Below are 23,689 nucleotides of genomic sequence, written 5' to 3' on the forward strand. Positions count from 1 at the left end.
TTATGCCCTGCGCACGGGGTCAGGCCCCGGACACGGCGTTCATCGACCGGCACCGCGGCGCGGGTTGAACAGGCGATAGACGTTCAGGACCCCGGCGGCGCCGCCCAGGACGAAGAACAGCAGGAAGAGCCACGGCCAGGTCCCGAGCCAGCGATCCAGCATGATGCCCAGGAAGACGCCGACCCCGAGGGCCGCCACCACCTCGACACCGGCCCGGAAACCGACGCCCCAGGGTCCCGAGGGAGGCGCGCCTCGGCCAGGTCGCGGCGTGTCCAGGCCTCGTCGGGCTCTGGCCTCGCGCAACCGCTCCTCGAACCCGTCTCGCTCGTTCACCGCGCTCCTCCGTCGGCTCCCCGTCGGAAGGCAGGTGGCTGCTACGGCACCCCCCGCTGGCTGTCAAGCAAGCGCGGGCCGCAACGACAGGCCTTCCGACACGCATGTGGCAGCAATGCCGGCCGGGGCGAAAGCGTTCCGCGCACCTTCCCTGGCAGGCTCGGCAAGGCCGTTGACCTTCCCCCTCCGAGCGGCGAAGTCTCCTCGCATGGCGAAGGATCCCGGCCCTCCCCGCAAGCCGCCGCCGGAGCGGCCGGCCGCGGCGGCATCGAAGGCCGAGCGCGAGGCGCGGCTGGCCGCGGCGCTGCGCGCCAATCTCCGCCGCCGCAAGGCGCAGGCTCGCGCGCGGGAGGCGCTGCCCGCGAAGCCGGACCCCGAGGGCTGAGCAGCCTGGGTCAGCGGACCCGGGCGGCGCCGGTTGCCGCTGCCCGGAGGCTGGGCTAAGGGGCCGCCCTTGCCCGGGGCGGCCGCGACCTCGGCGGCCCGGCTGGGCCCGGCGCCGCGGCCCGCCATCCCCTTCATGCCGACCGGAAGGCGCGCCATGACCATCATGCCCGATCACTGGATCCGCCGCATGGCGGCCGAGCAGGGCATGATCGAGCCCTTCGTCGAGGCGCAGCGGCGCGAGGGCACCATCTCCTTCGGCCTGTCCTCCTACGGCTACGACGCCCGCGTCGCCGACGAGTTCAAGGTCTTCACCAATGTCGACAACGCGCTGGTCGACCCGAAGCACTTCGCCGAGGACAGCTTCGTCACCCGCCGCGGCGCCACCTGCATCATCCCGCCCAACAGCTTCGCCCTTGCCCATACGGTCGAGTATTTCCGCATCCCGCGCGACGTTCTGGTCATATGCCTCGGCAAGAGTACCTATGCGCGGTGCGGCCTCATCGTGAACGTCACCCCGCTCGAGCCGGAATGGGAAGGCCAGGTGACCATCGAGATCAGCAACACCACCCCTCTCCCCGCCCGCATCTACGCGAATGAGGGGATCTGCCAGTTCCTCTTCCTGCAGGGTGCCAGCGCGCCCGATGTCAGCTATGCCGACCGGGCCGGGAAATACATGCACCAGCGCGGCGTCGCGCTGCCCCGGCTCTAGGCCGGGATCGGGGGAACGCGCGATGGACCGCATCCGCATCCGCGGCGGCAGGCCGCTCGAGGGCCGCATCCCGGTCAGCGGCGCCAAGAACGCCGCCCTGCCGCTCATGGCCGCCGCCCTGCTGACCGACGGGCCGCTCCGGCTGCTGAACGCCCCGGACCTGGCCGACATCGCCACCATGGCCGGGCTGCTCCGCCAGCACGGGCTCTCGGTCGAGCATGACCGGCAGGCGCGCAGCATCACCCTCTCCGGCGCGGCGCGGAACCTCGAGGCGCCCTACGACCTGGTGCGCAAGATGCGCGCCTCGGTCCTGGTGCTCGGGCCCCTGCTCGCCCGCTTCGGCGAGGCCAAGGTCTCCCTGCCCGGCGGCTGCGCCATCGGCACGCGCCCGATCGACCTCCATCTTAAAGGGCTGGAGCAGATGGGGGCGGAGATCGAGATCGAGGCCGGCTACGTCCTCGCCCGCGCCCCGCATGGCCTGAAGGGCGCCCGCATCCTCTTCCCGCAGGTCTCGGTCGGCGCCACCGAGAACCTGCTGATGGCCGCCTGCCTGGCCGAGGGCGAGACCGAGCTGGTCAATGCCGCGCGCGAGCCGGAGATCTCCGACCTCGCCGAATGCCTGATGCGCATGGGCGCGCGAATCGAGGGCATCGGCACCGACCGGCTGCGGGTCGAGGGCACGGGCAGCCTCACCGGCGCCACCCATCGCGTGGTGCCGGACCGGATCGAGGCCGGCACCTATGCCATCGCGGCTGCCATCACCGGCGGGAAGGTGCTGCTGGAGGGGGCGCGGCTCGACCATCTCGGCGCCACCGCCCGCATCCTGCGCGAGGCCGGCGTCGAGGTCGCGGAGCGGCCGGAGGGGCTGCGCGTCTCGCGCATGAACGGGCTCTCGGGCGTCGACGTGATGACCGAGCCCTTCCCCGGCTTCGCCACCGACATGCAGGCGCAGTTCATGGCCCTGATGTGCGTCGCCGAGGGCGCCTCGATGATCACCGAGACGATCTTCGAGAACCGCTTCATGCATGTGCCCGAGCTCATGCGCATGGGCGCGCGGATCAACTACCACGGCCATTCCGCCATCGTCCGCGGGGTGCCGAAGCTCTCCGGCGCGCCGGTGATGGCGACCGACCTCCGGGCCTCGGTCTCGCTCATCCTCGCCGGGTTGGCGGCGGAGGGGGAGACCATCGTGAACCGGGTCTACCATCTCGACCGGGGCTATGAGCGGGTGGAGGCGAAGCTCGCCGCCGTCGGCGCCGATATCGAGCGGGTGGCCGGCTGAGATGCCCCGGCGCGCCTTGCCCCCATCCCTGCCCTCGCCTGACATGAAATCGTCTCGCCTCCGGACCCCCGCCAGGTGCTAGTCTCTTCCATGGACCTGCCGATCACTGAACCCGTCGCGGCGGCCACGGCGGATGCCGGGCCGCTGATCCTCGCGGTCCCCAAGGGCCGCATCCTCACCGAGCTCGGCCCCGTCTTCGCCCGCGCCGGCGTCACCCCGGCGCAGGACCTGGTCGACGAGGACAGCCGCCGCCTGCGCTTCGAGAGCTCCGATCCCGGCCTCGACATGGTCCGGGTGCGGCCCTTCGACGTCGCCACCTTCGTCGCCTTCGGCGCCGCCCATATCGGCATCTGCGGCGCCGACGTGCTGATGGAGTTCGACTACGACCAGATCTACGCCCCGCTCGACCTCGGCATCGCCCGCTGCCGGGTCTCGGTGGCCGAGCCGGCGGCAACCGCCGGCTCGGACGACCCGAGCCGCTGGTCGCGCATCACCGTGGCGACCAAATACCCGAACATCACCCGCCGGCATTTCGCCGCTCGCGGCGTGCAGGCGGAGATCGTCTCCCTCTCCGGGGCGATGGAGCTGGCCCCCTCGCTCGGCCTGTCGCGGGTGATCGTGGACTTGGTCGCCACCGGCAGCACGCTGAAGGCGAACGGGCTGGTCGAGACCGAGGTGATCGCGCCGGTGACATCGCGGCTGATCGTCAACCGCACCGCCCTCAAGACCCAGCCGGAGCGGATCGGCGCTTGGATCGCCCGCTTCCGCGCCGCGCTCGAGCCCGCCGCGTGATCCGGCTCGACACGCGCGCCGCCGGCTTCGCCGCGGCCTTCGACGCGCTGCTCGACACCGCGCGGGAGACCACCGCCCGGGTGGACGCCGCCGTCGCCGGCATCATCGGCGAGGTCAGGGCCGAGGGCGATGCCGCCCTGCTGCGCCTCACCGCCCGCTTCGATGGCTGGCAGCCTGGCAGCGCCGCGGCGCTGCGGGTGACGCCGGCGGAGATCGAGGCGGCGGTCGCCGGCATCGCGCCGGACCTGCTGCAGGCGCTCGACCTCGCCGCCGAGCGGATCGAGCGCTTCCACGCGGCGCAGAAGCCGCAGGACCTGGAGCTGCCGGACCCGGCAGGGCTGACGCTCGGCATGCGCTGGACGCCGCTGGATGCGGTCGGGCTCTACGTCCCGGGCGGCAAGGCGGCCTATCCTTCCTCGGTGCTGATGAATGCCCTGCCGGCGCGGGTCGCCGGCGTCGGGCGCATCGCCATGGCGGTGCCGGCCCCGGGCGGGCAGCTCAACCCGTTGGTCCTCGCCGCTGCGCGGCGCGCCGGCGTCGCCGAGGTCTACCGCATCGGCGGCGCCCAGGCCGTCGCAGCCCTGGCCTGGGGCACGGAGACGATCGCGCCGGTCGATCGCATCGTCGGCCCCGGCAATGCCTATGTCGCCGAGGCCAAGCGCCAGGTCTTCGGCCGGGTCGGCATCGATTCCATCGCTGGGCCGTCCGAGGTGGTGGTGATCGCCGATGCCACGAACGATCCCCGCCATGTCGCGGTGGACCTGCTGGCCCAGGCCGAGCATGACGAGGCGGCGCAGGCGATCCTGATCACCGATGATGCCGGCTTCGCCGATGCGGTCGCGGCGGCGGTGGAGGCGGAGCTGCGCAGCCTGCCGCGCGGCGCCATCGCCGGCGAGAGCTGGCGGCGGCACGGCGCCATCATCCTGGTGCGGGACTGGGAGGAGGCCTTCAGACTGGCCAGCCGCCTCGCCCCGGAGCACCTGCAGCTCATGCTGCCCGAACCGCGCGCCGCCATGGCCCGGGTGCGGCATGCCGGCGCCGCCTTCCTCGGCCGCCACTGCCCGGAGGCGATCGGCGATTACGTCGCGGGGCCGAACCATGTGCTGCCGACCGGCCGCACCGCCCGCTTCGCCTCGGGCCTCTCGGTCTTCGACTTCCTCAAGCGGACCACCTGGGTGGAGGCGAGCGAGGCCGGCCTCGCCGCCATCGGCCCGGCCGCCGTGGCGCTCGCCGAGGCCGAGGGGCTGCAGGCGCACGGCCGGAGCGTGGCGCTCAGGCTGCGATAAATCCCCACGACGTTGCTGCGCGCCGCCGCGGGGGCCCCGATGAGATGTCCCACGAAGCCGCTTCGCGTCTTGGCGGGGCCCCATTATTCGCTTTTGGTCCGAGGGGCGTTACAGCCTTCCGTGGCAACGCCACGGAAGGGCAACGGGTAGCGGCTGGGGGAACAGGCTGCCAGGGGTGCCGAAGCTGGGGGGCGTGGGATCCGGGCCGCGTCGCCGCATGGCCGGGTTGCCTTGACCGGCCCTCCCCCCGCCATCATGTTGCCGCCCGCCCTTCCATTCCCCGGGGCGCGTCCCGCCGGCCTCCCTCCGCGCTGCGAGCGGCGCTGCAGGTCGACGCGGCGGGCCACGTCGCGCGCAGATAAGGTTTCGGATGTCAAAAGAGGATATGATCGAGTTCAGCGGCACCGTGGTGGAGCTGCTGCCCAACGCGATGTTCCGCGTCAAGCTCGACAACGAGCACATGGTGCTGGCCCATACCAGCGGGAAGATGCGCAAGAACCGCATCCGCGTCCTCGCCGGCGACCGGGTGAATGTCGAGATGACGCCCTACGACCTCACCAAGGGCCGCATCACCTTCCGCTTCAAGTAGGCAGCCTTGCCTGCCGAGCGGCCGCCCCTGGTGCTGGCCTCGGCCAGTCCGCGGCGGCGCGACCTGCTGTCCCGGATCGGCATCGTCCCGGACCGCATCCTGCCCACCGAGACCGACGAGACGCCCCGCAAGGCCGAGCTGCCGCGGCAACTCGCCGCGCGCCTGGCCGAGGCGAAGGCCGCCGCCGCCGCCGCGCAGGCGCCCGGAGCGTTGGTGCTGGCCGCCGACACCGTGGTCGGCGTCGGCCGCCGCATCCTGCCCAAGGCCGAGACCGAGGCGGAGGCGCGGCGCTGCCTGGAGCTGCTCTCCGGGCGCCGGCACCATGTCTATAGCGGCGTCGTGCTGCGTCGGCCGGATGGCGGACGCGCCGCCCGGCTGGTCGATACCGTCGTCGCCTTCCAGCGCCTGACCGAGGCGCAGATCGCCGCCTATCTCGCCGGCGGCGAATGGCAGGGCAAGGCGGGCGGCTACGCCATCCAGGGCGGGGCGGAGATGTTCGTGCGCTTCCTCTCGGGCTCGCATTCCAACGTCATCGGCCTGCCGCTCTTCGAGACGGCGCAGTTGCTGCGGGGCGCCGGCTGGCTGCGGCCCTAGGCCAGGCGCCCCAGGAGTGGCCGTGACGCTGATCCTGCTTTCCGCCTCGCCGGGCGAATGGCGCACCGCGCTGCTCGATGCCGAGGAGCGGCTCGTCGCCTACCATCTCGAGCGGCCCGGCCGGCCCGATGGTGTCGGCGACCTGCACCGGGCGCGCGTCTCGGCCCTCGCCCCGGCCATGGCCGGGGCCTTCCTCGCCATGGCCGGTGGCGAGACCGGCTTCCTGCCGGAATCGGCCGTCGGCGCCGCGAAGCAGCCGATAGCCCGGTCGGTCAACGAAGGACAGCTTCTTGGCGTTCGCGTCACCCGCGCCGCGCAGGGTGGCAAGGGGCCGCGCCTGACCGCCCGGCTGACCCCGGCCGAGGCGGCGCGCATCGAGGCGGCGCCGGCGGGCGGCCCGGCCCTCATCGCCCGCGGGCCGGTGGCGGCGCTGCGGCTGGCCCGCGCCCATCCGGAGGCCGTGCTTCGCACCGACAGCGCCCCGCTCGCCGCCCGGTTGCGGGCGGTGCTCGGCCCGGCGCGCGTGGCGCTGAGCCATGCGCCGGTCTTCGACGAGACGATCGAGGCTGAGCTCGACCTGCTCGCCGGGCCGGAGGTGCCGCTGCCCGGCGGCGGCCGGCTGCTGATCCACCCGACACCGGCGCTCACCGCCATCGATGTCGATGCCGGCAGCGCGGCCGGCACCCGCGACCCGCAGGCGCAGCGTCGCCTCAACGAGGCGGCGGTCGCCGAGGCGGCGCGGCAGATCCGGCTGCGCAACCTGGCCGGGGCGATCCTGCTCGACCTTGCCGGGCTGACGGTGAAGCGGCGCGCGGCGCTGGCAGGGCCGCTCGCCGCGGCGCTCGCGCCCGACCTGCTGGCGCGGCTGCTTGGCCTCGGCCCGCTTGGCCTGTTCGAGATCCAGCGTCAGCGCGTCCATCCGCCGCTGCACGAGTTGCTCGGCTGGCCAGTCTCGCCGCTCACCCAGGGCCTGACCGCGCTGCGCTGCGCGGTGCGCGAGGCGGCCACGCGCCCCGGACGGCGCTGGGCGCTGCGGGCGGCGCCGGCCGTCCTCGCGGCGCTCGAAGCGCTGCCGGGGGCGCTGGCCGAGGCCGAGGCGGCGCTGGGGACGCCCTTGCAGCGCCTGACCGATCCGGGGCGTTCGGAGCCCGAGATCGAGGAGGTCCCGCATGGCTGAGTCTGCCGCCCCGCCGCAACGCCCCGCCCGCCCCTACCCCCGCCCTTGCCCGGTCTGCAGCAAGCCGGTGGCGCCGGACCAGCGCTTCCGCCCCTTCTGCTCGGCGCGTTGCCGGCAGATCGATCTCGGCCGCTGGCTGGCGGGCGATTACGCGATTCCGGGCGAGCCGCCGGAGAGCGGCCCGGACGAGGGCGAGTGAGGCGAGACGCGCGCAATTTCGCCCTGGCCTGGGTGGACAGCCCCCGGGGCTTCCGCTATCTCCCGCCTCCTCTGCCGGCGGCCCCCAGACAGGGCCGGATGCTTGGGCCCAGGTAGCTCAGTTGGTAGAGCATGCGACTGAAAATCGCAGTGTCGGTGGTTCGATTCCGCCCCTGGGCACCATCTCTTTTTCGGTCATGTTGAGGCTCTCCAGGAGCTTGAAGGGCGCCGAGATTGCGGCGGCCCGATCAGTCTCGCCGGCACTCGCGCGCGGATTGCCGCTGAAGCACGTGCGCCCTGCATCGACGCCTTCTGCGTCTCCAATTCCCTGGTCCATTGTTCATGGGCCGCGATCACCGAGGCGCTGGCCGCGTTCACGATGCGGTCGAGGGGCCACGGCGCGCCCTGAGTCCGCGCGCGGGCAAGCGTCGCGTCCCAGAGATCGCGGAGCATCTGGCAGGCCGGATCGAACGGGCCTTCCGAGGTCCGCAGGTTATGGGAACTCGCCTTCGATCACCTCGCTGCGGATCGAGCGGGTGGCCATTGTCATGGAAGCGACAGCCGTACTGGCAATTTTGCGGCCGCGCCATGGCTGGTGCGGAGCCAGACGACCGTCAGCGATACCGCCTTGTCGAGGATCTTGATCGCAAGCCATCAGCCACTGCCGTACCAGCCCTCCGACCATACCCCGCGCGCTGCGCCACACCGCCAACAGCACGACAGGATCATCCCATGAATTGGACGAACATGTTTTTTCAAAATTGGGAAGGGATCGTGCGCACCCTCATAGTCGGCGCACTGGCCTATACCATATTAATTCTGTTCCTTCGCATTTCGGGCAAACGTACGCTTGCCAAACTGAACGCCTTTGATCTTGTCGTCACAGTTGCGCTTGGTTCCACGCTGTCCGCCATCTTGCTGCAGGAATCCGTTGCCTTGGCTGAAGGGATGATTGCCCTTGCCCTGCTAATCCTTCTGCAGTTTGTCGTTGCCTATACCTCCGTCCGCTTCCCCGCCTTCGCAAAGGCAGTCCGATCGGAACCAAGCCTGCTTGCGCGCGACGGTGAGTATTGTGAAGCAGCCATGAGGCGCGAAAGGATTACCCATGGCGAGGCATTGAGCGCCGTGCGCTCCGCGGGCGGGCGAGACATTGAAGACGTCGCATTTCTTATCCTGGAAAGCGACGGCACCCTCAGCGCGGGTCTAAAATCGAAGTGAATACCGGGCGCTTGGCCAAGCTGCAGGAAGCGCTTCGCGGCTCGCCTGCCTTGCCGCCGCCCTACTTGACGGCGAAGTCTGCCCGGCTCTTGCCCTCCGCTTCCAACGCCTGGAGCCATTTGGGCATCCTGCCGCGCCCGCTCCAGGTTTCGCCGTTCGGACCGCGGAACTTCACCGGCACAGGCTCGCCGGCGTCCCTGCGCGTTCGCCGGGAAGACCCCGCTGGCGACTGCGCTACCTTCGGGAACACGGATTCGAACGACAGGCCAAGCTGCTCGATTTCCGCTCTGGCACGCTCGATGACAGCGGTCTTGGCATCCTCCAGCTTCTCCAGCCGCTTCGCCTCCGCGGCATCGCGAAGCGCCGTAAGCTCGGCAACGGTCATCCCGTCCAGGTCGAAGCTGCGCCGGAGGCTGTTGCTATTCGCCATCTTGATTACCTTTAGCTCTTTCCACGAGCTGTAGCAGAGCCGAGGCGAAACGAGAAACCCACCGCTACCGCAGTCTCCACGACAAATGTTGTAAAATATGACGCCGTTCGGCGTGATCAGGGTTTTGGTTACGGCGTGTTGGAGTTGGCGCTATCGCCCAGGACATTTGGGCATTGCACGCCTTTCAGCAGAGGTGGAAGGGCGGCATCGACTTCTCGAAGGCCGAAGCTAACCCGGTCCTGGAAGGATTCGAGCCTTCCGGGATGGCCAAGGGATGATGGCCGATGACCGATCAAGACGATTATGTCCGTGCCGTCTCAGCCGCTTTCGGGATAGGCGGCATGGCGATATACTGGAAAATCGCTTTATGCAGGCGCGGCCGCCTTACTGGCTGAGATGCAGCATTCCGATTGCCAGGGCGCCGGAGGGCGAGAGCGGCGCGGACCGCCCTCGCCCCGGCACGCCCTGGCCCTCCCGTCCCGCCCCCGTCTAGGATCGACCCCGCATTCAAACGAAGCAGGCGCCGCAACGACGCCGCCGGGGGAAACGAGCCATGGACATGACGAGACGATCGCTGCTGCAAGCCGGCGCCACGGCGGCCGCGGCCGGGATGCCCTGGCACAGGGCCCGCGCCCAGGCGGCCGGCCCCATCCGCATCGGCGTGCTGACCGACATGGCCGGCCCCTATCGCGACATCAACGGCCCCGTCTCCGTCGCCTGCACCCGCCTCGCGGCGCAGGAGGCGACCCGGCTCGGCCTGCAGGTCGAGGTGCTGGTGGCGGACAACCAGAACCGCCCTGACGTCGCGCTGAACATCACGCGGCAATGGTATGACCGCGACGGCGTCGATGCCGTCGTCAACATCACCTCCTCTGCCGCCGCCCTCGCCGTCGCCGAGCTGTCGCGGGAGAAGAACAAGGTGATGCTCGCCACCTCCCCCGCCACCTCCGACCTCACCGGCCGCGCCTGCACGCCGAACACCGTGCAATGGGTCTACGACACCTACATGCTGGCCGCCTCCACCGGCGGCGCGACGGTGAAAGCGGGCGGCACGAGCTGGTTCTTCCTCACCGCCGACTACGCCTTCGGCCATTCGCTGGAGCGCGACACGGCGCGCTTCGTGCAGGCGAATGGCGGCAAGGTGCTGGGCGCGGTGCGCACGCCCTTCCCGGGCACGACGGACTTCTCCTCCTTCCTGCTGCAGGCCCAGGCCTCGGGCGCGAAGGTGATCGGCCTCGCCAATGCCGGCACGGATACGGTGAACTGCATCAAGCAGGCGGCGGAGTTCGGCATGACCCGGCGCGGCATCAAGGTCGCGTCGCTGCTGATGTTCCTGCCGGATGTGCATGCGCTCGGCCTGCAGGTGGCGCAGGGGCTGGTCTGCACCGAGACCTTCTACTGGGATCTGAACGACCGCACCCGCGCCTTCGCGCAGCGCGCCCGCGCGCTCGCCGGCCAGGTCCCGATCAGCATGATCCAGGCCGGCGAGTATTCGGCGACGCTGCATTACCTGAAGGCGGTCGCCGATCTCGGCGTGGCGGCGGCCAAGGCCGATGGCGCGGCGACGGTCGCGCGCATGAAGGCGATGCCCTGCGACGACGACGCCTTCGGCCCTGGCCGCATCCGCGAGGACGGGCGGAAGCTCCACCCGGCCTATCTCTTCGAGGTGAAGAAGCCGGAGGAGAGCCGCGGCCTCTTCGACTACTACAAGCTGCTGCAGACTACCGAGGCCGAGCAGGCCTTCCGCCCCCTCGGCGAGGGCGGCTGCCCCCTCATCCGCGCCTGACGCGGCGAGACGCCTATTCCCCCGGCGCCGGCACCATTGTCGCGCGCCGGCGCGCGACGCGCGAACGCGCAGACTGCTTGCGCCACCAGATCAGCACGCCCGTCGCGCTGACCACGGCGACGACGACGCCCATGACGGAGATGAGGATGCGTCCCGGCAGGCCCAGGATGCGCCCCGAATGCAGCGGGAACTGCGCCTGGACGAAGATGTCGGCCGCCGTGCCGACCCAGGGCTCCTGCCGCCCGAGGATGCGGCCGTCCTGGCCGTCCACATAGAGCAGCGGCGGCCCGACCCCGGCTGCGCCATGGTCGTCGCCCGGCTGGAAGAAGCGGATGCCGTAGATGCCGAAGTGGCCGGCATAGAAGACGCTGCCGGCTGGATCGGTCCAGCCGCGGCGCTCCGCCTCGGCCTGGCCGACCGCCACCGCCTCCTCGCGGCTGATGCCCGGCGGGATCGGGGCGTGCAACGGCGCGGGGCTGCGCTCCATGAAGGGCGTCGGCGTGACCTGCGAGACCTGCGACATCAGCGGCAGGAAGACCTCGCGGTAGAGGTTGAGCGAGAAGCCGGTGAAGGCCAGCGTCAGCAGCAGCACCCAGGTCCAGAGGCTGACCGCGCGGTGGATGTCGAAGGTGATCCGGTAGCTGCTGCCCGAGCGCTTGATCATCCAGGCGGGCTTCCACCGCGCCCAGACCCCGCGGGAGAGTTGCCGCGCCACCACCGCCGGGCGGTCGCTCCGGGGCGCCGGCCGCGGCGGCAGGGTGAGGTAGAAGCCGACGAAGCAATCGATCGTCCAGAGGACGGCGATGCCGCCGAGCAGCCAGACCCCCCAGCGGTCGATGCCCCAGAATTCCGGCATGTGCAGGCTGAAATGCAGCTTGTAGAGGAAGGAGACCAGCGTCTCCCGGCTGATCGGCCAGGCCTGTCCCCATTCGCGGCGGCCGAGCTCCTCGCCGGTGGCGGGGTCGAGGAAGACCTGGTTGTAGCCCGGCTCGAAGAGCCGGCCGGTCGCCGGATCGACCACCGGCTGCACGAAGATCGCCAGGGATTCGCCGGGCTCGACGGCGAGCGGGACGAAGGTGGCGCGCACCCGCGGGTCGCGCCCCTCGACGGCCCGCGCCAGTTCGAGCGGCGGCAGGGCCGGGCCCGGGCTGCGCGCCTCGGTGAGGTGCGGGTTGAACCAGTCGTCCAGCTCATGGTCCCAGGAGATGACCGCGCCGGTGAGGCCGGTGACGATCAGGAAGCCGGCGATGAACAGCCCAACCCAGCGATGCAGCAACCCGGCGGCGTGGCGCATGATTCGGCGTCGTTCCCTGTCGCGGCGGCAAAGCTGCGGCTGCTGGCATGGCTGCCTTCATTGGGCGCCGGGGCTGCGTCGCAGCCGGCACGGCCGACCAAGAGCCGGCCCCCGGCCCCTGCCCCCCGGCCCCTGCCCCCCGGCCCCTGCCATGGTGGCGGCATGGTAACCGAGCCTGGTCGGCTTGAGTATGCCTGACCGTGAGATTACCGGATGTCCATGATGGATGCGTTCCGCGCTGGCCATCGGCGGCGCGGACAGCATCCCACCCTGTGATCGAAGGGCGACGAAGAATGGGGAGGCTGGTGCCGACACCCAGGATTGAACTGGGGACCTACTGATTACGAATCAGTTGCTCTACCGCTGAGCTATGTCGGCGTTCCAGGCGGCGGGGAGATACACGGACCAGGTGCGAAGGGCAACGCCCCTCGCGCATTTCTTCCGCCCCCAATGGAGAGGGCGGCGCCCGGCCTCAGGCCCCAGACCTCAGGCCGCCGTCGCCGCCGTCGCCGCCGTCGGCATCGCGGGGCGCACCGGCGCCGTCCAGCCGATCTGCCCGACCGTGCCGCAGCTCGTGCAGACCGGCATCCAGCGCGGCTGCTCCGTGCTGCAATGGGCGCAGCGCCAACGCGGCTCGGGCGCGGCGGAGGCGGCTTGGCGAAGCCAGCGGGACTGCGCCGCGCGGGCCTCGGCGGTCTCGCCATGCTCGGCCTCCTCGAGCTCGGCAAGCAGCAGATAGGCCCGGCGGTCCGCCTCGCCCGAGGCGACCAGCGCCTCCAGCGCCGTCCGGGCGCGGCCGGTGAGCCCGGCGGCCAGCGCCGTGCGGGCGAGCAGCAACCGGCTCTCGGCCGCCTCCGGATTGCGCCGGATGAGCTGCTCCACCGCCTTCACCCGCATGAGGATGTCCGGCTCGTCCACCAGATAGGCCTCGGCCAGGTCGGGATGCGGCGCAGCGGCCCAGGCCTCCTCCAGCACCGCGCGGGCGCGGCGCGGGCTGCCGCCCTCGCGCAGCCGCGCCGCATGCGCGATCGCCGCCGGCGCGAATCCCTTGTCGAGCTGGAAGGCCTGCCGCTCCAGCTCCGCGGCCTTGGTCGGGTCCGGCTCCTGCGCCGCGGCGGCCAGGGCAAGGACCGGCTTCGGCGTCTCGGGCGCCGATAGGGCCAGGGCCTCGCGCCAGTCATGGGTGTGGAGAGCGAGCTGCGCCCGCTCCTCGCGCAGCCAGGCGGCGCCGGGCTGGATCGCCTCGGCCTCGCGCGCCAGGGCCTGCGCCGCCTCCCAGTCGCCCTTCTGCATCGCCTGTCGCAGCAGTCCGCGCAGGCCGAGGAAGCGCGCATCCTCGCGTTCCGCCAGGCTGCGGAAAGCCTCGGCGGCGGCCTCCTCGCGGCCGGAGAGGCGTTCCGCCTCGGCGGCCAGCAGCAGGGTCTGCGGCGTGTCGCCGAGATAGCCCCGCGCCCGGCGCACCTCGAGCCGCGCCGCCTCGGCGGTGCCGGCGGCCAGCGCGATCAGCGCCCGCGTCACCGCGGCATCGCCATCCGCCCGGCGCCGCATCGCGCGCTTCTCGCGCAGCCGGCGCGGCAGGCGCCGCAGCGCGCCGATGCCGACCAGCAGCCCGTGCAGCACCAGGAAAGCCAGGGCGAGCAGCAGCAATGCGATGGGGAAGCTGGTGCCGATCCAGGCATCGCCCACCTGGATCTGCACGGTGCCGCCGAGCTCGGCCAGGTACATCGCCCCGGCGACGCCGATGACCAGCAGCAGCAGGACTGCGATCGCAGCGCGCATCGGCTCAGCCCGCCGCCAGCTGGCGCAGCGCGGCGCGCGCCGCGAGCAGCGACCGCGCCTGGTCGGCCCAGCCCTGCATGGCCTGCCGCGCGGGCGGCGGCAGCCGGTCGATATGCTGCAGGCTCATCTCGATATCCCCGGCCTCGAGTGCCCGGCGGGCGCGCTCGATCTCCGCCTCCGCCGCGTCGCCCCAGACCACCTGGTCGCCGCGGCGGATGGTGACGAGGCCGCCGAGCCGTGCCATCGCGCTGTCCATCACGCCCGCCTTGCTGCCGTCCGGCTGCATCGCCGCGTCGGAGGCGGCGCGCGCCGCCTTGGCCGCGTCCTCGAAGGAGAGGCGGAGCGCCGCCTCGGTCGGTGGCGCTGCCTGGGCGAAGCGGGCCAGCGCCTGCGGCGGCTGGTCGATGCGAGCGAGCGCCTCGCCGAGCGGCTGGCCAGCGCCGAGCGCGCCGCGCAGCCGGTCCACCGCCGCGAGCCGCGCGGTGCGGCTCTCGAGCGCCTGCATCTGCTTCTGCGCCTGCTCGAGCGCCGCGACCCGCTGGCCGAGCGCGGAATCGAGCGCAGCGAGCTTCTGCTGCACCGTCTGCTCCAGCGCCTGCAGGCGCTGCGTCATCTGCTGCTGCGCCGCCTGCTCGCGCTGCTCATCGACGCGCGCCGCATCCTGCAGCTTCTGCGTCAGCGCCTGCTGCGCCGCCTGCTCGCGCTGCTCGTCGGCGCGCTGCGCCTCCTGCAGCTTCTGCGTCAGCGCCTGCTGCGCCGCCTGCTCGCGCTGCTCGTCGGCGCGCTGCGCCTCCTGCAGGCGCCGGGTGAGATCGGCATCGAGCTGCTGCAGACGCGTCGCCTGCGCCTCCACCCGCGTGCCCAGCGCATCGAAGGCGACGCGCGGCGCGACGGCGGCGGGATCAAAGGTCGGCTTCGCTTCCAGGGCCTGCAGCCGGCGCTCGTTGGCGGCGACACGGTCGGTCGCCTGCGCCGTGCTCCGCTCGGCGACCGCAGTGCGCTCGGCAAGGGCGGCGACCTGGCTTTCCAGCGGCCGCAGGTCCGGCATCTGCGGCGCCGGCTTGTTCTCGAGCGCCTGCACGCGCCCCTCAAGCGGCGCCAGCGCCTGCAGCCGGCCGCCAAGCGTGCCGAGCTCGCCGCGCACGCCTTCCAGCGCGCCGAGCCGCTGCTCGAGCTGCGCCACGCGCGCCGGGTCGACGCTCGCCTCGTTCGTCGAACGCGGCGTCTTCAGCAGCCACCACACGGCGAGCAGCAGCACGACGCCGCCGACACCGATCATCACCGCCGCCGGGTCGAGACGCTTCGGGGCGGGCGGGTCCAGCGGCGAGTTGCGGGGCGTCGGCGCCGGGGCACTGGCAGGGGCGCCGGCGGGTGTCTCGGGAGTCTCGCTCATACGTGCAGCCTACCTGGGACCGAGCATAGCCAACAATGCGTCCTGGTCGGGCCGACCGGCGACTCGCACCGCGCGCCAAGCCAGGGGTGCGAGGGCCCGGACCACCGCCTCGGCGACTCTCGGGCTGATGACCAACGCCTCCATCGATGCCGCGGTTGCGGCATGACCGGAGGCCTTGAGGAGGGAGATGGCACGCCGCGCCGAGCGCGGCGAGAAGAACAGGGCGGCAACTACCTCACCATCCCGTTGCAGCGCCGCCAGCGCCGGCTCGGGCAGGGTGGCCGCCGGCCGGGCCGCATAGGCAACCCGTCGCAACACGCGGAAGCCCTGCGCCCGCAGCCGCGCCGCGAGCTCGGCCCCATAGCCCTCGCCCACGGCGAGCAGCAGCGGCCCGGCCGCCGGGTCGAGGCTCCGCGCCGCCTCCGCTGCCAGCGCCGCCGCATCGCCGGCCGCGGCCGTGACCCGCCGGAAGCCGCGCGCCCGCGCCTCGGCCGCCGTCGCCTCGCCCACCGCCAGCACCGGCAGGTCGCCCGACGGGTCATCCGGCGCCAGGGCGCGTGCCGCGGCGCGGCTGGTCAGCAGCAAGGCCTGGGCCGGCGGCAGGGCGAAGGGGCGCGGGGCAAGGACCAGGGCAGGGGCAAGGACAGGGTGCCAGCCGAGCCCCGCCAGCCGGCGCGCCGTCTCCGCCCCGCCCGGCTCGGGCCGGGTGACCAGCACGCCGGCGGGCGTCGCGGAGGACGCCATGGCCTCAAGCGAAGAGGTCGGAGGGGCTGTCCGCGCGCAGGCTGCGGCCCAGCTCGGCGCCGAGCTCCCGCGCCTGCTTCACCGGCCCGGTCAGGGCGCGCTTGAGCAGGAAGGAGCCGTCCGGCCGCGCCACCAGCCCGGTCAGGTGGAGCTGGCCGTCCGGCAGCAGCCTGGCATGGCCGCCGATCGGCGTGCGGCAGGAGCCGTCGAGGGCGCCGAGGAAGGCGCGCTCCGCCCGGCTGACGGCGGCCGCCTCCCGGTCCTCGATGGCCGAGAGCAGCTCGCACAGCTCCTCGTTCGACTCGCGGACGGTGATGCCGACGATCCCCTGCCCCGCGGCCGGCACCATCGCCTCCGGGTCGAGGACGATCGCCGCCTCCTCCGCCAGGCCGAGCCGCTTCAGCCCGGCCAGCGCCAGCAGGCTGGCGGTGAACTCGCCGCTCCGCACGCGGCCGAGCCGGGTCTGCACATTGCCGCGGATGACGCCGCAGCGGAGATCCGGACGGGCGAAGAGGATCTGGCTCTGGCGGCGCACCGAGGCGGTGCCGATGAGGGCGCCGGCCGGCAGGCAGGCATAGGGATCGGCCGCATCCGGCGCGCCGCAGCCCTCGCCCAGCACGATGGCGTCCCGCGCATCCTCCCGCTTCATGGTGCAGGCGAGGACGATGCCGGGCGGCATCTCCGTCTCCAGATCCTTCAGGCTGTGGACCGCGAAATCGATCCGGCGGTCGAGCAGCGCCTCGTGGATCTCCTTGGCGAAGAGGCCCTTGCCGCCAATATCCGCGAGGCGGCGGTCGAGGATCCGGTCGCCGGAGGTGGCGATCACATGCTCCTCGAAGGCCTGCGCCTCGCGCAGGACCGGACAGAGATCGCTGATGATGGCCAGGAAGTGCCGGGTCTGCCATAGCGCGAGCGGCGAGCCGCGCGTGCCGACGCGTAGCGGCAAGGCGCTGCCGTGGCGTGGAACATCGGACATGGAATGGCCGGCGGACATGGGCGCCCTCATAGAACCGCGGCCCTGGATGGGAAAGGTGGGATGGACGACCGCGCGGCGGTGCTGGGGCTGGAATCGAGCTGCGACGAGACCGCGGCGGCGATCCTCCGGGCGGATGGCAGCATCCTGGCCGAGGCGGTGCTGAGCCAGCAGGCCGAGCACGCCCCCTATGGCGGCGTGGTGCCAGAAATCGCGGCGCGGGCGCATCTGGACCACCTGCCGCGGCTGATCGAGGAGGTGATGCGCGAGGCCGGGCTCGATTATGCCGGGCTCGCCGGCGTCGCCGCCACCTCCGGCCCGGGGCTGATCGGCGGCCTGATCGTCGGCGCGACGCTCGGCAAGGGCATCGCCCTGGCGCATGGCCTGCCCTTCGTCGCGGTGAACCACCTTGAGGCGCATGCCCTGACCGCGACCCTGCCCGGCATCACGCCGGAACCGGTGCGCTTTCCCTATCTGCTGCTGTTGCTCTCGGGCGGCCATTGCCAATGCGTCGAGGTCGCCGGCATCGGCCGCTACCGGCGGCTCGGCACCACGCTCGACGATGCGGTGGGCGAAGCCTTCGACAAGGCGGCCAAGCTGCTCGGCCTGCCCTGGCCGGGCGGGCCGGCGCTGGAGCGCCTGGCGGCCGGGGGCGACCCGGCGCGCATCCCGCTGCCGCGGCCGCTGCTCGGCCGGCCGGGCTGCGACTTCTCCTGGTCCGGGCTGAAGACCGCCGTCGCGCATGCGCTGGCCCGGCTGCCGGGCGTGGCGACGGAGCGCGACCGGGCGGATATCGCCGCGGCCTTCCAGGCGGCGGTGGCCGCGGTGCTGGCCGACCGGGCGCGCAACGCCCTCGCCCTGATGCCGGCGGCGACCGCGCTGGTGGCGGCGGGCGGCGTCGCCGCCAATGCGGCGGTGCGGGCGGCCCTGGCCGGCGCGGCCGAGGCGCGCGGCCTGCCGCTGGTCGCGCCGCCGATCCGGCTCTGCACCGACAATGCCGTGATGGTCGCCTGGGCCGGGCTGCAGCGGCTGCGCCTCGGCCTGGTGGACGAACTCGGCCATGCGCCGCGCCCGCGCTGGCCGCTCGACGGGATGGCGGCTTAGCCGCGCCGATTTCCCTCGCCTGCTATAACCGAATGGTTACAGTCTCTCCATCCCGGGCGCTCAAGACCCGGAAGAATGGGAGAGTTCCATGGATCGATCGAGGGATGGCGCCGCGCTGGCGCTGCTGTTCGGCGGGGTGGGGCTGGCGGTGATCGCCGCCTTCTTCCTGCCGGTGCTGCATTTCCGGGGCACCGACCGCACGCTGCTCGGCCTTTCCGCCTGGCAGGCGGTGCCGTTGATGACCCTGCTGAAGCTCGCGGTGCTGGCGCTCGCGGTCGCTGCCGCCCTGCTGCCCTCGCTGCGCGCGCTTCGCCTGCCGATCGCGGCCGCCGCAGCCATCATGATCTTCGCCCCGGCCATCGGCGCGCTGCTGGCGGCGGTCACCCAGGCGAGCGGGGTGCGGACCGCCATCGAGGCGATGAGCGGCTCGCCGCAGACCTGGATCGATCCCGGCTGGGGCCTCGTCGCCCTGCTCGCCGCCGCGCTGATGCTGATCGCAGCGCTCCGCCGCATCGACCGGGCCGAGGCCGGCTCGGCCTGACGCGGCCGGCGCCCCCTGTTGCCCTGCCGCGGCCCTGCCGCGGCAGGCTGTGACGCATCTCTCGCCCGGCGCGAATCACGGAGCCCTCGCGGCGGCGCGCAGCGACGTCGTGGGGAATTCCCTGGACCATGATCCGCTCACACAGGGTCGCGGATCATGGTCCAGGCCGTTGCTTGATCGCGTGACTCACGCTGTTCGGTGAGTCCGCCTCAAGCGGTCACGCTCTAGGCGGTGATGCCGCCATCCACATGCAGCACCTGCCCGGTGATGTAGCCGGCCGCCGGCGAGGCCAGGAAGGCAATTGCCGCCGCCACATCCTCCGGCGCGCCCAGGCGGCGCAGCGGGATGCGGGCGATCCGCTCCTCGAAGGCCTTGGGGTCGAGCGCGGCATGCGCGCCGGGGTCCTTGCGGGTGAAGCCGGGCGCCACCGCATTCACCGTGATGCCGGGCGCCCATTCGATGGCCAGCGCCCGGACCAGCGCCTCCAGCCCCGCCTTGGCGGCGGCCGAGGCCGGGAAGAGCGGCTGCTCCAGCCGGAAAACATGCGCGACGAAGGAGGAGACGGCAACGAGGCGCGGCTGCTCGCCGGCCGCCAGATGCGGCTGCGCCGCGCGGGCGAGGCGGAGCAGGGCCAGGGTGATGGCGTCGTGGCTGGCGGTGAAGGCGGCGTCGCTGAGCGCCGCGACCGGTGTGCGGTCGGCGAAACCGGCATTGGCGACCACCACGTCGAGCCCGCCGAGCGCCGCGGCCGCCTCCGCCACCGCCCGCTCCGGCGCCCCGGCCTCGGCGAGATCGCCGAGCAGCGGCTGTGCCCGGCCGCCCGCCTGCCGCACCGCCTCGGCCACCGCCTCGAGGCCGGCGCGGTTCTTGCGGGTGTGCAGGGCGATCGCCACGCCGGGGCCGGCGAGCAGCCGGCAGAGGGCGGCGCCGATGCCGCTCGCCGCGCCGGTGACCAGGTATCTGCGCTCCGCCATCGTCGCCTCCGCTTGCCCCGCGATCATGCGGCGCGGCGACGATCCGCGGAAGCACCCCGCTTGCCGCCGGCGGCACCCGCCCGCATCCTCACCCGCCTGATTGATTCATGGGGGGATGCGCGTGACGCTGACGGTGCTCGAGCCCGAGGGGCTCTATCCCGATACCAGGCTCGAGCAGGAGATCCTCGGCCCGGGCGTGCGCATCCTGCAGGGCCATGCCAAGGCGAGCCTCGCCGAGCTGCCGGATGCGCTGCTCGCCGAGGTGGACGGGCTGATGACGCTGCGCATGGCGGTGCCGGCCGAGCAGATCGCCCGCTTCCCGCGCCTCAAGGTCGTCGTCCGCATGGGCGTCGGCTATGACCGCGTCGACCGCGCCGCCTGCGCCGCGCGCGGCATCCTCGTCGCCAACCTGCCGGATTACGGCACGATGGAGGTCGCCGAGTTCGCCGTGCTGCTCGCCCTCTCGCTGCGCCGCGGGCTGCTGCTCTATCACGACACCCAGCGCGGGGAGCAGCCGGCCCCTTGGGCGGTCATGCCCTCGCCGCTGCACCGGCGGCAGGAGGTGCAGCGCTTCGGCATCCTCGGCCTCGGGCGCATCGGCAGCGCCGCGGCGCTGCGGGCCAGGGCGCTCGGCTACCAGGTGGTGTTCCACGATCCCTACCAGCCGAATGGCTGGGACCGGGCGCTCGGCATCGCCCGCGCCCGCACGCTGGACGAGCTGCTGGCGCAATCCGACGTGCTCTCCATCCATTGCCCGCTGACGCGCACCACGCGCGGGTTGATCGGCGAACGCGAGCTGCGGCTGCTGCCGCGGAACGCCGTGGTGGTGAACACGGCGCGCGGCCCGATCCTCGATATCGACGCGCTGGAGCGCTGCCTGCGGGACGGCCACATCGCCGGGGCCGGGCTCGACGTGATCCCGGAGGAACCGCCGCGCGAGCCGCTGCCCTCGCTGCTGCGCGCCTACCGGGCGCGGGAGCCCTGGCTGACGGGACGGCTGGCGATCACGCCGCACATCGCCTTCCACACGCCGGAGGCCTGGGACGACATCCGCCGCAAGGGCATCGAGACCATGCGCGACGTGCTGGTGGACGGGCTGCGCAGCAATGTCATCCCGCCGGAGAGTGATTAGGCAATCCCCACGACGTCGCTACGCGCCGTCATGGGTACCCCGGTGTGCCCTCAGGTCCGAGGCGCGTCACAGCCTGCCGCGGCGAAGCCGCGGCAGGGCAACGGGTGGCGCCGTTTTCGAGGGGCGTCCGTCGCGGCAGGGGCGCGCGTCGGCCTCAGTTGGTGCAGACCGGCATGGGGTTGCGGCCGTAATGCACGCAGTTCGTCCCGACCGGGCTCGGCTTCACCTGGTCGCAGGCGGTCAGCAGGCCGAGCAGCAACAGGGCGGCGAATCGCATGGTCGGGTCCCTCGATGGCTGGCCGGCTATGCCCGGGCGTCGGCCGTCCGGTCGAGTGAAGCCTCGGACAGGCGGCGCCAGCGCCGCAGCATGAGCAGCGCGACGCAGGCGAGGCCGGCGGCAAGGCCGATCCAGAGTCCGACCGGGCCGAGGCCGAGGCGCGCCGCCAGCAGCAGCCCGACCGGCATGCCGAGCCCCCAATAGCCGAGCCCCGCCAGCAGCATCGGCACCCGGGTATGCTTCAGCCCGCGCAGCGCTCCGGCGGCGACCGCCTGCACGCCGTCCGCGAGCTGGAAGACGCCCGCCACCGTCAGCAGCACCGCGCCGAGCGCCGCCGCCTCCGTCGCCGCGGGATCGCCGGCCCCGAGGAAGCCGCGGGCGATCGGCCCGGCCAGCGCCAGCAGCAGCAGCGCCATCGCCGCCATGAAGCCGGCCCCGAGGGCGATCGCCACCCAGCCGGCCCGCCGCGCCGCCCCGGCCGCGCCGGCGCCGATGCAGAGCCCGACCCGCGCCGTCGCCGCCTGGCCGATGCCCATCGGCACCATGAAGGTGGTGGCCGCGACCTGCAGCGCCACGGCATGGGCGGCGACGGCGACCGCGCCGAACCAGCCCATCGCCAGGGCCGCGGCGCTGAAGACGCCGATCTCGAGCAGCATGCTGCCGCTGATCGGCAGGCCGATGCGCAGCACCTCGCGCAGCCGGGCCGGATCGGGCCGCCAGAACCGCCCGAGCAGGCGGAAGCGGCCGAGCTGCCGGTCGCGCGCGATGAGGCCGAGCAGGCCGAGCAGCATCGCCGCGTTCACCAGCGTGCTGGCCAGGCCGGCGCCGAGGATGCCGAGGCCAGGCCAGTCGCCGGCGCCGAAGACCAGCAGCCAGCCAAGCCCGGCATTCACCAGGATGCCGGCCAGGGCGATCCAGAGCGCCGGGCCGGGCCGCTCCATGGCGGCGAGGAAGCCGCGCAGCACGATGAAGCCGCAGAAGGGCAGCAGCCCCCACATCAGCGCCCGCACATAGGTCCCGGCCAGGGATGCCAAGCCGGGCTCCTGCCCGAGACGCAGCAGCAGTGGCTCGGCGAACCACAGCACCAGCAGGGCCGGCAGCAGCAGGGCGAGCGAGGCCCAGAGGGCGCTGCGAGCATCGCGACGCATCTGCCGCACCCAGCCACGGCCGGCCCCGCCCGGCCGCTGCCCCGTGCCGCGCGCCTGGGCGAGCATCGGCGTCGCCGCGAGGGCGGTGCCGAGCGGCGCCGCCATCACCGCCCAGTAGAGGTTGGCGCCGAGCGTCGCCGCCGCCAGCGCCTCGGTCGAGAGCCGGCCGAGGATGAGCGCATCGGTCACCGCCAGCACATGCTGGCTGAGATTGGTGAGGGCGAGGGGCCAGGCGAGGCGCAGGATCGCCCAGGCCTCGGCCCGCCAGCCGGCCGGGGCGGCGGGACCGGGACCGGCCAAGGGACGGACCGGGGGGTGGGCGGGGGCGCCGGCATCCATGCCACCCTCCTAGCCCGGATGCGCCCTTCCGTCCCCCGATGCGGCCGCATGGCGGGCCTGCGGCCTTAACCCCATGCTGCCGGCGGCCTTTCCCGACCTGCCGCGTTCTGTTCTAGGCTTGCCGTCAAGCAATTCCGGAGAGACGTCCATGCATCGGCGCGCCCTGCTCTCGGCCCCGCTCGCCACCCCCTTGCTGCTGCCGGTCGCGGCGGAGGCCCAGGCGCCGACCCTGACGACCGAGGAGATCATGGTGCCGACGAAGGATGCCGGCATCGAGCTCTTCCTCCGCAACAAGCGGCCGGAGAAGGCCGAGCCCGCGCGCCCCGACCGGACCCTGCTCTTCGTCCATGGCGCCACCTATCCGGCCAGCACCACCTTCGACCTGCCGCTCGGCGGCCTGTCCTGGATGGATTACATCGCCGGCCGCGGCTTCGACGTGTGGTGCCTCGACCTGCGCGGCTATGGCCGCAGCAGCCGGCCGCCGGAGATGGCGAAGCCGGCGGCGGAAAGCCCGCCGATCGAGCGCGGCGAGCAGGCGGTGGCCGATATCGCCACCGCCGCCGAGTTCATCCGGCAGCGGCGCGGCCTGCCGAAGATCACCGTCATGGGCTGGTCCTGGGGCACCTCGCTGATGGCGCGCTACGCCGCCGACAACCCGGCCCTGGTCGAGCGCGTGGTGCTCTACGCCCCGCTCTGGACCCTGCAGGGACCGCCGCCGATCGGGCCGAACGGCGGCACGCTCGGCGCCTATCGCACGGTGACGCAGGCGGCGGCGAAGCAGCGCTGGCTGAACGGCGTGCCGGCGGAGAAGGCGGCAGCGCTGATCCCGCCCGGCTGGTTCGAGCACTGGGCGGGCGTCACCTGGGCGACCGATCCCGAGGGGCAGCGGCAGAGCCCGCCGGTGCTGCGGGCGCCGAACGGCGTGCTGCAGGACCTCGCGGATTACTGGGCGCCGGGCAAGGAACCCTTCTACGACCCGGCCAAGATCCGCGCGCCGGTGCTGCTGGTGGTGGCGGAGTGGGACCGCGACACGCCGCCCGCCATGGCGACGACGATCTTCCCGCTGCTGACCGCGAGCCCGGGCAAGCGGCTGGTGATGCTGGCCGAGGGCACCCACAGCATCGCCATGGAGCGCAACCGGGGCGCCCTGTTCCAGGCGGTGCAGGTCTTTCTCGAGGAGGCGATGGGCTGAGCCGCAGACGCCACCGGC

Annotated in this window: 25 protein-coding genes and 2 tRNA genes; 16 read left to right on the top strand and 11 right to left on the bottom strand. The window is 72.8% G+C overall.

The annotated features are described in order from the left end of the window. Window positions 1-39 precede the first annotated feature (39 nt). Window positions 40-333, bottom strand: coding sequence for an AtpZ/AtpI family protein (locus HJG45_RS15060; RefSeq protein WP_171612930.1), 294 nt, complete (start codon window positions 331-333; stop codon window positions 40-42). Window positions 334-541: 208 nt separating this feature from the next. Here HJG45_RS15060 and HJG45_RS15065 point away from each other — a divergent pair, with 208 nt between their 5' ends. From HJG45_RS15065 to HJG45_RS15115, 11 genes are all read left to right on the top strand, one after another. Continuing rightward, the gene (locus HJG45_RS15065) at window positions 542-718 is read left to right on the top strand and encodes a hypothetical protein (RefSeq protein ID WP_171612931.1); all 177 of its coding nucleotides are present in this window, start codon (window positions 542-544) and stop codon (window positions 716-718) included. A gap of 156 nt (window positions 719-874) precedes the next feature. After that, window positions 875-1,429, top strand: a complete 555-nt coding sequence (dcd, locus tag HJG45_RS15070; RefSeq protein ID WP_171612932.1) for a dCTP deaminase — start codon at window positions 875-877, stop codon at window positions 1,427-1,429. A gap of 22 nt (window positions 1,430-1,451) precedes the next feature. After that, on the top strand, window positions 1,452-2,711 hold the full coding sequence (gene murA, locus HJG45_RS15075) for a UDP-N-acetylglucosamine 1-carboxyvinyltransferase (RefSeq protein WP_171612933.1): 1,260 nt from the start codon (window positions 1,452-1,454) through the stop codon (window positions 2,709-2,711). A gap of 90 nt (window positions 2,712-2,801) precedes the next feature. Continuing rightward, window positions 2,802-3,503, top strand: a complete 702-nt coding sequence (gene hisG / locus HJG45_RS15080; RefSeq protein ID WP_171612934.1) for an ATP phosphoribosyltransferase — start codon at window positions 2,802-2,804, stop codon at window positions 3,501-3,503. Continuing rightward, a complete protein-coding gene (gene hisD / locus HJG45_RS15085) occupies window positions 3,500-4,789 on the top strand; it encodes a histidinol dehydrogenase (RefSeq protein ID WP_171612935.1) in 1,290 nt (429 codons plus the stop codon). The genes hisG and hisD overlap by 4 nt, the downstream gene beginning before the upstream one ends. Window positions 4,790-5,159: 370 nt before the next feature. Continuing rightward, the gene (gene infA / locus HJG45_RS15090) at window positions 5,160-5,378 is read left to right on the top strand and encodes a translation initiation factor IF-1 (protein ID WP_111471402.1); all 219 of its coding nucleotides are present in this window, start codon (window positions 5,160-5,162) and stop codon (window positions 5,376-5,378) included. 6 nt (window positions 5,379-5,384) lie between these two features. Continuing rightward, window positions 5,385-5,972 carry a nucleoside triphosphate pyrophosphatase gene (locus HJG45_RS15095; protein ID WP_171612936.1) on the top strand — a complete coding sequence of 196 codons (588 nt, stop codon included), beginning with the start codon at window positions 5,385-5,387 and terminating at the stop codon, window positions 5,970-5,972. Between the two features lie 22 nt (window positions 5,973-5,994). Next, window positions 5,995-7,149 carry a ribonuclease E/G gene (locus tag HJG45_RS15100; protein WP_368040599.1) on the top strand — a complete coding sequence of 385 codons (1,155 nt, stop codon included), beginning with the start codon at window positions 5,995-5,997 and terminating at the stop codon, window positions 7,147-7,149. Then, window positions 7,142-7,348 carry a DNA gyrase inhibitor YacG gene (locus tag HJG45_RS15105; RefSeq protein ID WP_171612938.1) on the top strand — a complete coding sequence of 69 codons (207 nt, stop codon included), beginning with the start codon at window positions 7,142-7,144 and terminating at the stop codon, window positions 7,346-7,348. The genes HJG45_RS15100 and HJG45_RS15105 overlap by 8 nt, the downstream gene beginning before the upstream one ends. A gap of 106 nt (window positions 7,349-7,454) precedes the next feature. Then, window positions 7,455-7,530 (top strand) — tRNA-Phe (locus tag HJG45_RS15110). Between the two features lie 549 nt (window positions 7,531-8,079). After that, a complete protein-coding gene (locus HJG45_RS15115) occupies window positions 8,080-8,565 on the top strand; it encodes a DUF421 domain-containing protein (protein WP_171612939.1) in 486 nt (161 codons plus the stop codon). Between the two features lie 61 nt (window positions 8,566-8,626). Here the strand turns inward: HJG45_RS15115 and HJG45_RS15120 are convergent, their stop codons facing one another. Beyond that, entirely contained in the window at window positions 8,627-8,995 is a 369-nt protein-coding gene (locus HJG45_RS15120) for an H-NS family nucleoid-associated regulatory protein (protein WP_171612940.1), read from the bottom strand. A gap of 553 nt (window positions 8,996-9,548) precedes the next feature. Between HJG45_RS15120 and HJG45_RS15125 the strand changes: the two genes are divergently transcribed. Further along, on the top strand, window positions 9,549-10,781 hold the full coding sequence (locus HJG45_RS15125; RefSeq protein WP_171612941.1) for an ABC transporter substrate-binding protein: 1,233 nt from the start codon (window positions 9,549-9,551) through the stop codon (window positions 10,779-10,781). A gap of 13 nt (window positions 10,782-10,794) precedes the next feature. Here the strand turns inward: HJG45_RS15125 and HJG45_RS15130 are convergent, their stop codons facing one another. The 6 genes from HJG45_RS15130 to hemC form a co-directional block, all read right to left on the bottom strand. After that, window positions 10,795-12,075 (bottom strand): PepSY domain-containing protein, encoded by a 1,281-nt coding sequence (locus HJG45_RS15130; RefSeq protein ID WP_171612942.1) that lies wholly within the window; start codon window positions 12,073-12,075, stop codon window positions 10,795-10,797. Between the two features lie 303 nt (window positions 12,076-12,378). Next, a tRNA-Thr gene (locus HJG45_RS15135) sits at window positions 12,379-12,453 on the bottom strand. Window positions 12,454-12,561: 108 nt separating this feature from the next. After that, window positions 12,562-13,854: a heme biosynthesis HemY N-terminal domain-containing protein gene (locus HJG45_RS15140; protein WP_171612943.1), complete on the bottom strand. Its 1,293-nt coding sequence runs from the start codon at window positions 13,852-13,854 to the stop codon at window positions 12,562-12,564. A gap of 4 nt (window positions 13,855-13,858) precedes the next feature. Next, window positions 13,859-15,247: a hypothetical protein gene (locus HJG45_RS15145; RefSeq protein ID WP_171612944.1), complete on the bottom strand. Its 1,389-nt coding sequence runs from the start codon at window positions 15,245-15,247 to the stop codon at window positions 13,859-13,861. A 9-nt stretch (window positions 15,248-15,256) separates the two neighbouring features. Next, entirely contained in the window at window positions 15,257-15,991 is a 735-nt protein-coding gene (locus tag HJG45_RS15150) for a uroporphyrinogen-III synthase (RefSeq protein WP_171612945.1), read from the bottom strand. A gap of 4 nt (window positions 15,992-15,995) precedes the next feature. Next, window positions 15,996-16,985 carry a hydroxymethylbilane synthase gene (gene hemC / locus HJG45_RS15155; protein WP_254452543.1) on the bottom strand — a complete coding sequence of 330 codons (990 nt, stop codon included), beginning with the start codon at window positions 16,983-16,985 and terminating at the stop codon, window positions 15,996-15,998. 42 nt (window positions 16,986-17,027) lie between these two features. Here hemC and tsaD point away from each other — a divergent pair, with 42 nt between their 5' ends. Next, window positions 17,028-18,068 (top strand): tRNA (adenosine(37)-N6)-threonylcarbamoyltransferase complex transferase subunit TsaD, encoded by a 1,041-nt coding sequence (tsaD, locus tag HJG45_RS15160; RefSeq protein ID WP_171612947.1) that lies wholly within the window; start codon window positions 17,028-17,030, stop codon window positions 18,066-18,068. Window positions 18,069-18,156: 88 nt separating this feature from the next. Then, a complete protein-coding gene (locus HJG45_RS15165) occupies window positions 18,157-18,609 on the top strand; it encodes a hypothetical protein (RefSeq protein ID WP_171612948.1) in 453 nt (150 codons plus the stop codon). A 224-nt stretch (window positions 18,610-18,833) separates the two neighbouring features. On the opposite strand, the gene HJG45_RS15170 is transcribed toward HJG45_RS15165, so the two are convergent. Continuing rightward, window positions 18,834-19,583, bottom strand: coding sequence for an SDR family NAD(P)-dependent oxidoreductase (locus HJG45_RS15170; RefSeq protein ID WP_171612949.1), 750 nt, complete (start codon window positions 19,581-19,583; stop codon window positions 18,834-18,836). Between the two features lie 115 nt (window positions 19,584-19,698). Here HJG45_RS15170 and HJG45_RS15175 point away from each other — a divergent pair, with 115 nt between their 5' ends. Further along, window positions 19,699-20,715, top strand: a complete 1,017-nt coding sequence (locus HJG45_RS15175) for an NAD(P)-dependent oxidoreductase (protein ID WP_171612950.1) — start codon at window positions 19,699-19,701, stop codon at window positions 20,713-20,715. Between the two features lie 154 nt (window positions 20,716-20,869). Here the strand turns inward: HJG45_RS15175 and HJG45_RS29230 are convergent, their stop codons facing one another. Together HJG45_RS29230 and HJG45_RS15180 are read right to left on the bottom strand one after the other, a co-directional pair. Further along, complete coding sequence (locus HJG45_RS29230; RefSeq protein WP_302479765.1) at window positions 20,870-20,992, bottom strand: hypothetical protein; 123 nt, start codon at window positions 20,990-20,992, stop codon at window positions 20,870-20,872. A gap of 26 nt (window positions 20,993-21,018) precedes the next feature. Next, window positions 21,019-22,479 (bottom strand): MATE family efflux transporter, encoded by a 1,461-nt coding sequence (locus HJG45_RS15180; RefSeq protein WP_171612951.1) that lies wholly within the window; start codon window positions 22,477-22,479, stop codon window positions 21,019-21,021. A 148-nt stretch (window positions 22,480-22,627) separates the two neighbouring features. Between HJG45_RS15180 and HJG45_RS15185 the strand changes: the two genes are divergently transcribed. Beyond that, entirely contained in the window at window positions 22,628-23,671 is a 1,044-nt protein-coding gene (locus HJG45_RS15185) for an alpha/beta hydrolase (protein ID WP_171612952.1), read from the top strand. The last annotated feature ends 18 nt before the right edge of the window (window positions 23,672-23,689 follow it).

It is taken from the genome of Roseicella sp. DB1501 (genome assembly GCF_013112485.1).
In the GTDB taxonomy this organism is placed as follows: Bacteria; Pseudomonadota; Alphaproteobacteria; order Acetobacterales; family Acetobacteraceae; genus Paracraurococcus.

Coding starts and splice junctions, on each gene's coding strand:
- infA (WP_111471402.1), top strand. CDS start 5,160: ATGTCAAAAGAGGATATGATCGAGTTCAGCGGCACCGTGGTGGAGCTG.
- HJG45_RS15140 (WP_171612943.1), bottom strand. CDS start 13,854: ATGCGCGCTGCGATCGCAGTCCTGCTGCTGCTGGTCATCGGCGTCGCC.
- HJG45_RS15145 (WP_171612944.1), bottom strand. CDS start 15,247: ATGAGCGAGACTCCCGAGACACCCGCCGGCGCCCCTGCCAGTGCCCCG.
- HJG45_RS29230 (WP_302479765.1), bottom strand. CDS start 20,992: ATGCGATTCGCCGCCCTGTTGCTGCTCGGCCTGCTGACCGCCTGCGAC.
- HJG45_RS15105 (WP_171612938.1), top strand. CDS start 7,142: ATGGCTGAGTCTGCCGCCCCGCCGCAACGCCCCGCCCGCCCCTACCCC.
- HJG45_RS15150 (WP_171612945.1), bottom strand. CDS start 15,991: ATGGCGTCCTCCGCGACGCCCGCCGGCGTGCTGGTCACCCGGCCCGAG.
- hisG (WP_171612934.1), top strand. CDS start 2,802: ATGGACCTGCCGATCACTGAACCCGTCGCGGCGGCCACGGCGGATGCC.
- HJG45_RS15125 (WP_171612941.1), top strand. CDS start 9,549: ATGGACATGACGAGACGATCGCTGCTGCAAGCCGGCGCCACGGCGGCC.
- murA (WP_171612933.1), top strand. CDS start 1,452: ATGGACCGCATCCGCATCCGCGGCGGCAGGCCGCTCGAGGGCCGCATC.
- HJG45_RS15130 (WP_171612942.1), bottom strand. CDS start 12,075: ATGCGCCACGCCGCCGGGTTGCTGCATCGCTGGGTTGGGCTGTTCATC.
- HJG45_RS15175 (WP_171612950.1), top strand. CDS start 19,699: ATGCGCGTGACGCTGACGGTGCTCGAGCCCGAGGGGCTCTATCCCGAT.
- HJG45_RS15180 (WP_171612951.1), bottom strand. CDS start 22,479: ATGGATGCCGGCGCCCCCGCCCACCCCCCGGTCCGTCCCTTGGCCGGT.
- HJG45_RS15120 (WP_171612940.1), bottom strand. CDS start 8,995: ATGGCGAATAGCAACAGCCTCCGGCGCAGCTTCGACCTGGACGGGATG.
- HJG45_RS15165 (WP_171612948.1), top strand. CDS start 18,157: ATGGATCGATCGAGGGATGGCGCCGCGCTGGCGCTGCTGTTCGGCGGG.
- HJG45_RS15065 (WP_171612931.1), top strand. CDS start 542: ATGGCGAAGGATCCCGGCCCTCCCCGCAAGCCGCCGCCGGAGCGGCCG.
- HJG45_RS15115 (WP_171612939.1), top strand. CDS start 8,080: ATGAATTGGACGAACATGTTTTTTCAAAATTGGGAAGGGATCGTGCGC.
- HJG45_RS15170 (WP_171612949.1), bottom strand. CDS start 19,583: ATGGCGGAGCGCAGATACCTGGTCACCGGCGCGGCGAGCGGCATCGGC.
- dcd (WP_171612932.1), top strand. CDS start 875: ATGACCATCATGCCCGATCACTGGATCCGCCGCATGGCGGCCGAGCAG.
- HJG45_RS15185 (WP_171612952.1), top strand. CDS start 22,628: ATGCATCGGCGCGCCCTGCTCTCGGCCCCGCTCGCCACCCCCTTGCTG.
- hemC (WP_254452543.1), bottom strand. CDS start 16,985: ATGTCCGCCGGCCATTCCATGTCCGATGTTCCACGCCACGGCAGCGCC.
- tsaD (WP_171612947.1), top strand. CDS start 17,028: ATGGACGACCGCGCGGCGGTGCTGGGGCTGGAATCGAGCTGCGACGAG.